This is a genomic window from Fumia xinanensis (assembly GCF_014384905.1).
In the GTDB taxonomy this organism is placed as follows: domain Bacteria; phylum Bacillota; class Clostridia; order Oscillospirales; family Ruminococcaceae; genus Fumia; species Fumia xinanensis.
In genome coordinates this window covers 1164971-1177634 of the sequence record NZ_JACRSV010000001.1, presented here as the reverse complement: position 1 = coordinate 1177634, position 12664 = coordinate 1164971, and the positions used below count along the sequence as shown (strand labels likewise).

The following is a 12664-nucleotide window of genomic DNA, read 5'->3' as shown; positions in this document are numbered from 1 at the left end:
CCGGGTAAGATGTTTTCTGCCGCAGAAAAGAGAGGTGAATCCCTTGAAAATGCCGTCGCCAAACCGAGTGCGAACAAAGGGCGGATTTATGGAAAGAAGGCTGCCTGTCATCTTTTTGCTTCCGGCGCTGCTGGTGGTGTTTCTGCTCCTTTTGTACCCGGTGGTATCCAGTTTGTATTACAGCGTAACCGACAAGAGCCTGTTGAGCGACGTTTACCAGTTTGTAGGAGTCAACAATTACAAGTCCATCCTGACAGACAGCGATTTTTGGACCGCCTTTCGAAACTCGATCGTCTGGACTGTCTTTTCGGTGCTGTTCCAGCTGCTGGTCGGCCTGACCGCAGCGCTTTGTCTCCAGCATATCAAGAGGCTCCGGGGATTTTTCAGGACCGCGCTCATCATTCCCTGGGCGTTTCCCAACATCGTCATCGCATTCACCTGGAAATGGCTGATGAACGACCTGTACGGCTACGTAAATGCGGTGCTGATGAATTTAGGGCTCATCGACTCGCCGATTCTGTTCCTCGCAAACCCCAAGCTTGCCATGCCGACTCTTCTGCTCATCAACACCTGGTTTGGCTTCCCGTTCATGATGGTGAGCATTTTGGCGGCGCTGCAGGCGGTCCCCAAATCGGAATACGAGGCGGCCCAAATCGACGGAGCCAACGCGGTGCAGAGCTTTTTTTTCATCACGCTGCCCCATATCCGTATTGTGGTAGGGCTTTTGGTGGTGCTGCGCACCATCTGGGCCTTCAATAACTTTGACCTGGTGTTTCTCATCACCGGAGGCGGGCCGGGAACGGCGACGGAAACCCTTCCCATTTACGCCTACCTCACCGGATGGCAGCTAAACGCCCTGGGCAAAGCTTCCGCGGTGGCGACGATTTTGCTGGTATTCCTGCTGCTGGTCAGCCTGATTTACCTCAAAATCTTGAACCGGATGGATAAAGGAGGGGAGTCGGAATGAAAGGAAAAGCCGGAAAACACGTTTCTGACATTCTGGCCTACGGGATTTTGATTCTGCTGCTGATCTTCAGCGTATTCCCGTTTATCTGGCTGATTTTCTCCTCCTTCAAGACTCTGCCGGACTTTGTCAACAACGCAAGCAGGCTGCTGCCAGAAAAGTTCACCTTCGGCAATTACCTGCGGGTCATCAAGGATTTCGGCTTCGCAGTATACCTGCGAAACAGCGCTGTCGTGTCCATTTCAGCTATGATTATCAGTATCGTGCTCTCTTCCATGGCGGCGTACTCGGTGGTGCGTTTTTTCCCCAAGGTGGGCAAGCGCATCACAAACGCGATTATCGTCGCCTATATGTTTCCGCCCATTCTGCTGGCGGTCCCTTACGTGATGGTCGTTTCCATGATCCATCTGACCAACAGCCTTGTCGGATTGACCATCGTCTATCTTTCCTTTACCGTGCCGTACTGCGTCTGGATGCTCACCGGGTATTTTACAAGCGTGCCTCTGGAAATCGAAGAGGCGGCGCGCATAGACGGAGCTACCCGCTTCCAGACCTTTACAAGGATCACGCTGCCCCTTGTGATGCCAGGGCTTGTGGCCACTGCTGTATTCGCCTTTATCAACGCGTGGAATGAGTTTTTGTACTCTTTGGTCCTGATCAGCAGCGGCTCCAAAAAAACGGTTTCGGTGGCGCTCTATTCCCTGGTGGGGGGAGAAACGCTCCAGTACGGCGAGCTGACCGCGGCTTCGGTTTTGGTGGTAATTCCCACCATCATACTGTTTTTCTGCATTCAAAAACGGCTGGTGACCGGTCTGACCAACGGAGCCATCAAGTAAGCCGTTAAGGGCTTCGCTCCCAGATAAAATTTGCTGTTCCCTTCGAGCAAAAGGCCCCTTCCAACGCGCTTGAAAAAGAGGCCGGTTCAAATCAAATCTATTTGGCGGCACGCCGCCTGATTCTCTCCGTTTGTTTTGTTCCGCGCTGCTTTTTCAAGCGCATTTTTTATAATTTGCTTTCCTTTTTCCGCATTTTATGCGGGAAATCCATCAAAGATGGGTTCAAAAGGCATTTGCCTTTTGAAAAAGCAAATTGTTAAAAAATAGTTGCAATCCGTGTCGCGAATTGCAAACTGCCTGTTTCGTCAGGCAGTTTGCGGGCATTTCATGCCCGCAAAGATACTATTTTTTATAATTTGCTTTCCTTTTTCCGCATTTTATGCGGGAAATCCATCAAAGATGGGCTTCAAAAGGCATTTGCCTTTTGAAAAAGCAAATTGTTAAAAAATAGCAGATAAGGTATTCTCTATCATCGAGTAGGATAGCTATTTTTTATAGTAATGGAGATTAGCGTCGTGTCCGGAAGCGCGTATTCCGCTTCCGGCAATACAGAAAGGTGTGATTTTGATGGAGATGAAATTAGGCATCGTCGGATTGGATTCCTCCCATGTCAGCGCGTTTACCCATCTGCTCAACGACCCGCAGGACCCTTTTCACCTGGAAGGCGCCCGCGTCGCGTGGGCGTATCCGGGCGTGCCCAGCATGGACTTCGATTTCAGCTATAACCGGCTCGACGGATACACCAGAGAGCTCCGGGATGAGTTCGGCGTAGAGATGCTGGATAGTGAAGAGGCAGTAGCTGAAATGGCGGACGCGATTTTTCTCGAACAAGTGGACAGCCGGAAGCGGGTGGAGCAGTTTTCGAAGATCGTGACCTTTGGAAAGCCCATTTTCGTAGACAAGGCCTTTGCCCTCAATACCGCCGACGCGGCCCAGATGATCGGGCTCGCACAGCGATACAAAACGCCGCTGATGAGCTGCTCTGCCCTGCGCTACTGCCAGGGGATGAACGTGGCCATGGCGGACGACAGCTCCGGCAGCATACTGGGAGCGGATTTCTTTGGCCCCATGCCCATCCAGCCCACACAGAACCAGTTTTTCTGGTACGGCGTCCACACCGCTGACATGCTGCTGCGCGCCATGGGGCGGGGATGTGAGTCGGTCCGGGTGACCCATACCGAGCATCACGACCAGATGACCGCCCTGTGGAAGGACGGCAGAATCGGGACCATACGGGGCGTCCGCGGCGGGGCAAACTGCTTCGGCGGCGTAATCCACCGGGAAAAAGGGTCTCAATATCTCAACTCTGAAAACGATGAAATTCCATATTACGCCAGCCTGCTGGCTGTGATCCTCTCCATGTTCCAGACCGGCACTCAGCCGGACTCCAACGAGGAACTCATGGAAGTCATGCGGTTTTTGGAGGCGGCGAACCAAAGCTTAAAAGACGGGCGGGCGGTGAGGCTTTGAACATTCTTCTCACCCATACGCCGCAGGAGCGGGAAGAACTCTTCCCGGATGAGCAGTTAGCCCAGCTCCTGAGGCTGGGAAAAGTGGTCTGCAACCCCTTCAGCCACCACCTTTCCCAGCTGGAGCTCTACCGCCTCTGCCCGGAGGCGGATGTCATCGTCTCCGAGTGGGAGACCGGCCTTGAGCGGCAATACCTCATGCAAAACCCGCGTTTGAAGGCCTTTATCCGCTCAGGCGTTGAAATCCGAAACGTTGATTTTGCCGCCTGCGAGGAATACGGCGTCCAGGTGCTCAACACGCCGGGAGGTTTCGCGGTGCCGGTGTCGGAATTTACGGTGGCGGCGCTGCTCTGCCTGCAAAAAAGCATATTCCCATATTGTTCCGCGCTGAAGGAGGGGAAGGTCCTCCCCCCGCAGCGAACACCGGAGCTTTTGGGCAAGACCATAGCGGTAGTCGGCCTTGGGTTTATCGGTATGCGGGTGGCGCGGCTCTGCAAGGACCTGGGAATGCTGCCCATTGGGGTCGACGTGGCGGAGCGGGAGACTTCTTTTCCCTGTATGGCCCTGGATGAAGCGCTCATCCAGGCGGATGTGGTCACCCTGCATGTGGAACTGAATCAACGGACGAAAAACCTGCTCAGCCGGGAACGGATCGGGCGAATGAAGAAGGGCGCGCTGCTCATCAATACGGCCCGGGGCGCGCTGGTAGACGAAGAAGCCCTCTACGAGGCCCTCGTGGAAGGCCGTTTAGCGGGGGCGGCGCTGGACGTATTTTCGGAGGAAGCTCCCGCAGAACTGGCGGAGAACAAGCTGGTGAGGCTGCCGAACGTTTTATCCACACCGCACATCGCCGGTTACTCCTACGAAGCGCACCAGAGAAACGCCCAGGCCTGCGTGGAGCATCTGCGCCGGCTGACTGCAAGATAGAAGAGAAAATGGAGGTATCAGGATGAAAGAGGTAGGATATGGAATCATCGGCTGCGGCTATTTCGGCGCTGAACTGGCCCGCACCATTCAGGAATTCGAAGGGGCGAAGGTGGTCTGCTGCCAAAGTCCCGGCGAGGGCGCACGCCGGCTGTCGGCCGAGCTTCACTGTGACCGGGAAGAGACGGTGGAAAAGCTCCTCGCCCACCCGGATGTGGACGGTGTCATCGTCGCCAGCCCAAACAGCATGCACCATGAGCATGTGCTGGCCGCTGCCCGGGCGGGGAAGCATGTGTACTGTGAAAAGCCCTTTGCCCTTTCGGTGCAGGACGCCGACGAGATGATCGACGCCTGCAAAAAGGCCGGGGTGGTTTTGATGATCGGACACGTGATGCACTATTACGAAGGGGTGCGCACGGTGAAGAACCTGATCAGCAGCGGCGCAATCGGAACGCCCCTCTGCGCCCATGCCGAGCGGACCGGCTGGGAACCGCCCCATGACGCCGTCAGCTGGAAAAAACAGCAGAAATTTTCCGGCGGGCACCTGTTCCACCACATCCACGAGGTGGATTTGATGCAGTGGTATATGGGGCCGGCCAAGAGCGTATTCGCGGTAGGCGGAAACTTGGCCCACAAGGGGAAGGGGTTCGGCGACGAGGACGACGTGCTTCTGCTGACCATTGATTTTGCAAACGGCAGCTTCGGGACGATGCAGTACGGGTCCGGCTTTCGAATCGGCGAACATTTCCTCAAGATTAACGGGACCTTGGGCGGGGTGAAAATGTCCTTTAAGGACAACACCCTGACCGTTTACCGGCAGGACGGCGTTGAAACTATTCCCATGTTCACCGATGAGGCAAGCGCCGCCGATCTTTCCAAGCTGTTTAAAAAAACAGACGGCGGCATCGCTTACGGAAAGCCCACCGATAAGCCGCCGGCTTATATCGCTAAGGCGGTTTCGGACGAACTGAGGGATTTTCATTCGGTTGTTTGCGGCGCCCCGGTGCCGGAACGGGTGAAAGACCTGTTCGACGGCAGCTCCGCACGGGAATCGGTGGCCATTGCCGCCGCCGCGCTCCGCTCCAAAGAGAGCGGGCAGCCCGCCCGGGTCGAGTGACGGAAGAAAGGAAGCGTTTTTCATGAAAGAAGTCAAAATTGGCATCATCGGCTGCGGCCTTTTGGGGAAAACCCACGCCGAGTGCCTGTCAAAAATCGCCGGGGCAAAGCTCTATGCTTTCTGCGATATTTTTGAGGAAAAGGCCTGGGAGCTGTGCAGGCAGTTCGACGGCGCCTACGCAACGGACAGCTTCCAGCGGGTGGCGGAGGACCCTCAAGTGGACGCCCTTTACATCTGCACCCGGCACAACACCCACACCCCTTACTGCGTCGAGGCGCTGAATCGGGATAAGCACGTATTTGTGGAAAAACCCATGGCGATGACATTAGACGACTGCCTTGCCATTGCCGACGCGGCATCGAAAAGCCGCGGCAAGCTGATGACCGGCTTTAAGCTGCGGTATTTCGACGCCGTAAAGAAAGCGCGGGAGCTGATGCCCCATCCTATGGTCATCACCATGCAGATGATGGATGACAGGTGGCCAAATGATTTCTGGGCCAACGACCCGGTCGAGGGCGGCGGAAACGTCATCAGCCAGGGCTGCCACTCCACCGATCTCCTCCGCTACATGGCGGGTGCCGACCCGGAATGGGTATCCGCGGCGGGAGGGAACTACTACCAGCCCAACAGGGAGGCGGATAACCTCTGCGCCGTGTTCCGCTTCCAAAACGGGGTGGCTGCCAGCTGGGTTCAGGGGGATTGCAGACGCCCGACCCTGCTGAGCAAATTTTTCATGCAGCTCTACTGTGAGGACGCTTGCCTTATCATCAACGACCGGCTGACCACTCTTACCTATCAGCAGGCGGGAAAGCCCGACGAAATTTACCATTATACAGAAAGCGGCTTCGATCAGGAGGACGTGGAGTTCATCAGCTGCCTGCTTCGCGATGAACCGCCCAGGACAGGCACCCGGGAGGGGCTGTACGCGACCCTGATGGTACTTCAGGCTATACGGGCGGCAGATGGCGGCGCAATGCAGCCGGTTGCGGCGGTGGCAGAAGAAGCTCTGAAACGGCCATAGGCCAGAAAGGGAGTATGGACAATGAAACAGATTCGTTACGGCATCATCGGGGCCGGCCATTTTGGAGCGGAAATGGCCCGTATGATTCATGAACGCACCAGTTCTGCCCTGTCGGCGGTATACAGCGTAAACGGCGTGGGCGCCGCCAGAGTTCGGGAAGAACTGGGCTGTGAAACCGAGGACACGCTGGAAGGGCTGCTTGCCCGGGAGGACGTGGACGCGGTGCTGGTCGCAAGCCCCAATGTGTTCCATCCGGAGCAGGCCATTGCGGCGGCTCGGGCGAAAAAACATATTTTTTGTGAAAAACCCCTTGCATTTACCTATAAAGACGCGCAGAATATAATCAGGGAAGCGGAAAAAAACGGCGTCACCCTGATGACCGGATTTACCATGCGCTTTTACGACGGATTTGCCAAAATGAAACGGATGATCGCCGACGGCTGCATCGGAGAGCCGCTGGCGGCCTTTGCCTCCCGGGTGGGATGGGACGAGCCAAAGCCTGCCTCCGGTTGGAAAAAAGACCAGGGTATTTCCGGCGGGCATCTGTTCCATCACATCCATGAGATCGATTTGCTGCTTTGGATGGCGGGCCCCGTGGACGGCGTTTACGCCGCCGGGGGAAACCTCATCCACACCGGGCCGGGAATGGGGACCCAGGATGATTTGATCCTGCTGAATTTCCACTTCGCAGGCGGCGCTTACGGCAGCATGGAATCCAGCTCGCTGCACCAGATCCCTCAGCACTGCGTGAAAATAAACGGAACCAAAGGCGGGCTGGAGGCCGATATGCGCACTTCACAGCTGACTCTCTGGCGAAACGGGCAGCCGGTCGAGGCCTATCCCATGTTCGACGACCCGGAAAGCCAGGCCTACAACATTTCCTACAATCAGAAAGGCCCCGCCCACGGAAGCCCCGTCAATCGGCCGCCTCTCACGTTCCGCACCACCATGCCGAAAGAGCTTTGCGTATTCGAGAAAAAGCTTTTGGGGGAACCTGTCGAACCCATTTATGAGGATTTGTTCGCAGGCGCGTCGGGAGCCAGCGCAACCGCGGTGGTAGAAGCAGCCCTTCGGTCTGTCCGCTCCCAAAAGCTGGAGCCGGTGGAAAAATAAGCGCATGAAAGCAGAGCAATAAAGCACAAAAGCCTTTCCGTTGGAATGACGGATGGGCTTTTTGGGCGTAACTTAGCGGGAGGAGCAAGATGAAGCGTCGCCGGAGCAGCGTCAAGACACGGTTTTTCAACCTGCCCCTGAAGTATCAGCTCTCCATCATCTTTACGGCTATCGTGCTGGTGTTTGTGGGGGTTTTGCTGTTCAGCTTTGTGATGTATTACCGCATCCAGACCGACTATTGGTACGAGAGAACCAATCAGGAGCTTCAGCTCATTGTCAGCGGCGTGGAAAACCAGTGCAAAGGCATCGACAAAATCTCCTACAGCATGGTGGAGGACCGCGAGTTGCAGGATACTCTTCTGCATATCGCCTCGGAGAATCCGGGAAGCCGCGTCAGCTATGCCGATGAAAGTGTTCTCATGGATAAGGTGCGGGACTACACCTTTAAAGACAGCGCCATCCTCACGGTGGGGATCATCACCCCCCGCACTGTCCAGTATTACAGCAGGAACATCCAGCGGGCGTATTCCGGGAAAAGCCTTGCTTTCATCGAAGAGTACGGGCAGAAGTTCGACGGCAGGTCCTCCTGGGCAGTTTTGCAGCCGGAACAGGACGGGGTCGGCTGCATCCGGGCTTTCAAAAGCGTGAAGCCCTTTGGCATCCAGAATTTGGGGACGCTGTTTATTGAGGCGAACGTCTCCGCTTTGTTCCAGCAGGGGGAGCCGGAGCATAACCGCCGGGAGAGTCTGCTCGTTTTGGACCGCAGCACCCTTCAGACGGTTTTTTCCAGTTATGAAGGGGAGCAGTCCTTCGCCCGGCTTTTGCAGGGGGACAGCGGCTTTGGAAGGACGCGGGTGGCGGGAGAGAAGTACCTCTACAGCTATCAGCTGAGTGGTTACACCGATTGGTATTTCCTCGGCCTGACCCGGTTCGACGATATGTTCGCTGAAACGTTTGTACTCCAATACGTCCTGCTGTCGATCTGCATCCTCATCTATGTGGGCGGACTGTTTTTGACCATCCGGTTTATCGGGGTCATCATATCGCCCTTGGAAAAGCTTACACTGCGGATGAAACAGGTGGGGCAGGGCGAATTTCACGTCAGCGAAGAGGCGCTGGCCCCACGGAAAGGCAAAACCAGCGAAATCCGGAGTCTGGAATTTGACTTTGACCGGATGGTGCATGAAATCGACAGCCTTATTTATGAGAGTTACAGCAAGGAATTGCAGCTGAGGGATTACGAGCTGCGGTCACTGCAATTGGAGATGAACCCTCACTTTTTATACAACACGCTGGAATCGATCAAATGGAAAGCGCGGGTCTGCGGGCAGACGGACATCGTCGTCATGGCCAACTCTTTAGGGAAACTGCTTCGCGGAGTGCTGCGCCAAAGCCGCCCCGAAATTTCTCTGGAAGAGGAGTTGACCCTTTTGGGCCATTATATGGCGATTCAGGCAATCCGCTACGAAGATCGGCTGAGATTTGAGTCTTCGGTTCAGGCCATAACAGCGGGTATTCTGGTGCCGAAGCTCCTGTTGCAGCCTTTGGTGGAAAACGCCATCGTGTACGGGTTGGAACAGACTGCTAAAATCTGCACTGTCAAGCTGATGATCCGGCAAAGGGGAGAGAGGCTCCACCTGCTGATCAAAGACGACGGCGCGGGGATGGAAAGGGATTTTGTGAGACGTCTGCAGCAAGGAGAGATCGAGCCGCGGGGATTCGGCATCGGAATCAAGAACATCCGGGAACGGCTTCGCCTGCTGTATGGAGACAAGGGAAAAATGCGTGTCATGAGCCGTCCCGGGATTGGGACAGTCGTGTGTATCAGCCTGCCATTGAGGAGCAAAGAGGAGGAGAGCGATGGAGGACAAGACGATTTTGATATTGGACGATGAGCGGAGTATTCGGGAGGGAATTGCCTTGGTCATTCGGGAAGCTTTTCCAATGGTTCAGATCCTCACCGCCCAATCGGGCACAGAGGCATACGAGCTCATTTGCTCCCGTCCTGTCGATGTTTCCATCACCGATATCATGGTGCCGGAATTAAACGGGCTTCAGCTCATTCAGCGCTGTGTGGAGGAAGGGAGAAAAACCGGTTTCGTCGTGTTGTCGGGATACGGGGAATTCAGCTTTGCCACCGAGGCGATGCAGTACGGCGTCCGCCGCTACCTGCTAAAGCCGGTGGATGAAGAGGAACTGCTGGAAAGCGTGCGGGAAACGTTTTTAGAGCTGGATCAGCAAAAGGAAAACAGCAGATACATCAGCAAAATGAAAGGAGAACTGGACGGGCTGCGTCAGTATGCCCTCACCGAGTATCTGGCGGACTGTATGTGCAGGGGGAAAACGCCCAAAGCGTCTGGAGAGCTTTATAAAGAATCGCCCGCCCTGCTGACCAGCTCTCTGTGGGCAGTCTCCTTCCGTTTTCATCAGGCTGAACCGCCGGCGGAGGAATTGAGGCGGTATTTTCGCGGCCGTCCCGATGTGCTCGTCTGTATGATGCCTTTCGAGGAAACGGTGCTCCTGATCTGCAATGACAGCCAGCGTCAAGTCCTTTCCTTGCTGGAAGCACTCACCGGGGTTTTACCCGCGGGTTCTTACTCCGTTGGCGTGAGCAAACAAGGGAAGCTTCCGGACACGCCCAGGCTGTACCGGCAGGCGACAACGGCGCTGGAACGCCATTTTTACGAAAACAATGCAGGGACGATTCTGTTTGAAGATAACTTTTGGAGCGGTTTTGAGGGCTTCGAGGCCCGGGAGCTGCAAAACTTGCAGCTGTTTATAGAAAAGGTGGAATCCCGCTGTACCAAAGAAGCAGAACAATTGATCGAGGAACTGAACGAGCGCCTTCTAGACGAAAAACCTTCGGTGGAACAGGCGAGGGAGGTGCTGGAACGGTATGGGCTTGTAGTCAGCCGGAAGAAAGAAGCCTGCGGCATCTGCGACGCCTACCGGCTTATCGGACGGCTGGGCAGGGCTTCCACGCTGCAAGAGGCGGTGGATACGCTGCGGCAGATGCTGAGACAGCTGTATCGAAAACCGGAAAAAGCGATGAATGAAACCATCAGCAAGATGCTGACCTGTATCGAAGAACATCTCCATGACGAAGATTTTTCCCTGGGGCTGATGGCGGAGGAGATGATTTTTATGAACAGCGTCTACCTCGGGCGGCTTTTTAAAAAAGAGATGGGCATTTCCTTTTCGCAATATGTGGTGCTCGCCCGGATAGAGAGCGCCAAAGCCATGCTGGAAAACAGCAAAAAACGCTATAAGGTCTATGAGATTTCAAAGGCAGTTGGTTTTGGGGATAATCCTCAATATTTCAGCCAGATTTTCCGGCGATGCACCGGCCAGTCGCCCAGCGCCTATCAAAGCTGCTTTTTAAATCAAACAAACCACTGACCTTAAGGCCGGGATGAAAAAAGAACCAAGCGCCTGTGCGGCGCCTGGTTCTTTTTTTGTTGTTGATGAGAAACCGCAACGCAAAAGGGGATTATCTCACCCAAACGCCGCTTCCGTTGACCCAATATCCGTCGGGAGTCCTGCGGTTTGTATACATGGCACCGTCTTTTCCGACGTAGTACCATTGGTGATACCATTTAATCCATTTGGAGGTGGCCATGGTGCCGTCGGCTTGGAGGAAGTACCATTTGCTGCCGCTTTGTTTCCAGTATTTGACCACTCCTGCGCCCCAGGAATTAAGATAATACCACTTGCCGTTTACCTGAATCCATCGGTCATGTTCCCGTGCGCCGGAAGAATGAAACACATAGGCTTTACCGTTGATATACCTGAGGCCGGTCGCCATGACGCCAGTTTGAGGGTCGAGATAGTACCATTTACCGTCCTGATCCTGCCGCCAGCCGGTGATTTGACTGCCATCTTTGTCATAGGCGTAATATTTGCCGCCAGATTTTTTCCACTGGATTTGTTTTGCAGATGCCGGATAAAATTCATTTAAATTTTTTCGGAATTCACAGACCCCTCGTTCAGCGGCATCATATGCCCATTTCTCTAATGTACGAGCGATGGGGTTATATTCAGAAACGATACATTTGACATCGCTGTTGTGCCCTCCATACCCAAATGGATATTCTCCGACATTTTGAACGGTATCGGGAACGATAACAGATCCGTCAAGCCATGCTGCATAAATACCATAGCGATCGATGGTGGTAACGCCCCATGGAATAATTAGATCTTTCATATTATGCAAATCCCATAGGGAGCATTCGCCAATGATTTTCAGATTGGGATGAAAGCGAATAGAAGCTTTATGGGTGGGGCAGGAGATGAGCTTTGTGTAATCTTTGGTGTATAAAGCGCCGTCGTAGACAGCATAGTGAGTATTCCCATCGGCAACTTGGAAGGATTGCTTCACCATAGGACGAATGCTGGCGTTCGGCCAGCTGGGACGATAAGTAGCCAAGGCCTCCGTCTTTGGATGGAGGGTAATGGTGTCCCGGTCAGATGGAGTCACCAGAAGCCTTTTGTAATCCTTGGTATAAAGAACGCCGTCATAGACGGAAAAATTAGGATTGTCGGTAATCAGTTCAAATTTTTGGGAGGCAATACCCCGCAGATCATTATAATTACTGATTCTACTGCCTATCTGTACTGTATCAAAGGACGGAATGCTGTACCTAAGACCGTTTTTGTCGTCCCGGTTCAGACCGACCCGTTTGATGCCATCGGAAAGAACCAGGGTTTTGACATCGAAAGCAGACCATGCACCGGAAAAGTTATCCGCAAACAAGGTCCCCTCCCCAGTAATGGTGAGCATTTTGTCTGGCACTGATAAATTCCAGGTGAAACCGTCTTTCAGAGAGCCGCTGTAGGTCTCCAGATTGGGGAGCTGATTAAAGGCAATTAGCCTTCCTCTGCCGAAGCTGTTAATGGTGCCGGGGCCTGTTGTAATGGATGTATCTCCTTTTCCCAGCACAATATGCCGGATCTGATTTTGATAATCGGCCCAGCAGTCGTTGGATGGATAAAAAAGGGGATCCAGGTCATTAAAGTAGCCGTTTCCGTTGATGGTGAGGGTGCCGGTGTCTAAATCCATTGTCCAGCTAAATCCGTCCCGCATCCTTCCGGAATAGGATTTCGCCGAGACAGCAGCTGACGTCACGATGGAGAAGATGCAGCTGAGTACCAATGCTGACAGGACGAACTTGATTAGTTTTTTCATCATACTCCCTCTATTCATTATAAAATTTTAATAGA

Annotated in this window: 10 protein-coding genes; 9 read left to right on the top strand and 1 reads right to left on the bottom strand. The window is 54.1% G+C overall.

Annotated elements, in window-relative coordinates; genetic code table 11:
- Positions 1 to 88: 88 nt before the first annotated feature.
- The 9 genes from H8710_RS05520 to H8710_RS05480 all read left to right on the top strand — a co-directional run bounded on the left by H8710_RS05520 (position 89) and on the right by H8710_RS05480 (position 10843).
- Positions 89 to 967 carry a carbohydrate ABC transporter permease gene (locus tag H8710_RS05520; RefSeq protein WP_249294418.1) on the top strand — a complete coding sequence of 293 codons (879 nt, stop codon included), beginning with the start codon at positions 89 to 91 and terminating at the stop codon, positions 965 to 967.
- Positions 964 to 1800 carry a carbohydrate ABC transporter permease gene (locus H8710_RS05515; protein WP_249294417.1) on the top strand — a complete coding sequence of 279 codons (837 nt, stop codon included), beginning with the start codon at positions 964 to 966 and terminating at the stop codon, positions 1798 to 1800. The genes H8710_RS05520 and H8710_RS05515 overlap by 4 nt, the downstream gene beginning before the upstream one ends.
- A 567-nt stretch (positions 1801 to 2367) precedes the next feature.
- Positions 2368 to 3270 carry a Gfo/Idh/MocA family protein gene (locus tag H8710_RS05510; protein ID WP_249294416.1) on the top strand — a complete coding sequence of 301 codons (903 nt, stop codon included), beginning with the start codon at positions 2368 to 2370 and terminating at the stop codon, positions 3268 to 3270.
- On the top strand, positions 3267 to 4196 hold the full coding sequence (locus tag H8710_RS05505) for an NAD(P)-dependent oxidoreductase (RefSeq protein ID WP_249294415.1): 930 nt from the start codon (positions 3267 to 3269) through the stop codon (positions 4194 to 4196). The genes H8710_RS05510 and H8710_RS05505 overlap by 4 nt, the downstream gene beginning before the upstream one ends.
- Before the next feature lie 22 nt (positions 4197 to 4218).
- Positions 4219 to 5310, top strand: coding sequence for a Gfo/Idh/MocA family protein (locus tag H8710_RS05500; RefSeq protein WP_249294414.1), 1092 nt, complete (start codon positions 4219 to 4221; stop codon positions 5308 to 5310).
- Between the two features lie 22 nt (positions 5311 to 5332).
- The gene (locus tag H8710_RS05495) at positions 5333 to 6331 is read left to right on the top strand and encodes a Gfo/Idh/MocA family protein (protein WP_249294413.1); all 999 of its coding nucleotides are present in this window, start codon (positions 5333 to 5335) and stop codon (positions 6329 to 6331) included.
- 21 nt (positions 6332 to 6352) lie between these two features.
- Positions 6353 to 7444 (top strand): Gfo/Idh/MocA family protein, encoded by a 1092-nt coding sequence (locus H8710_RS05490; protein WP_249294412.1) that lies wholly within the window; start codon positions 6353 to 6355, stop codon positions 7442 to 7444.
- Positions 7445 to 7533: 89 nt separating this feature from the next.
- Positions 7534 to 9339, top strand: a complete 1806-nt coding sequence (locus tag H8710_RS05485) for a sensor histidine kinase (RefSeq protein WP_249294411.1) — start codon at positions 7534 to 7536, stop codon at positions 9337 to 9339.
- Positions 9305 to 10843: a response regulator gene (locus tag H8710_RS05480; protein ID WP_249294410.1), complete on the top strand. Its 1539-nt coding sequence runs from the start codon at positions 9305 to 9307 to the stop codon at positions 10841 to 10843. The genes H8710_RS05485 and H8710_RS05480 overlap by 35 nt, the downstream gene beginning before the upstream one ends.
- A 91-nt stretch (positions 10844 to 10934) precedes the next feature.
- Here H8710_RS05480 and H8710_RS05475 read toward each other — a convergent pair whose 3' ends face one another.
- Positions 10935 to 12632, bottom strand: coding sequence for a hypothetical protein (locus tag H8710_RS05475; RefSeq protein WP_249294409.1), 1698 nt, complete (start codon positions 12630 to 12632; stop codon positions 10935 to 10937).
- Positions 12633 to 12664 lie beyond the last annotated feature (32 nt).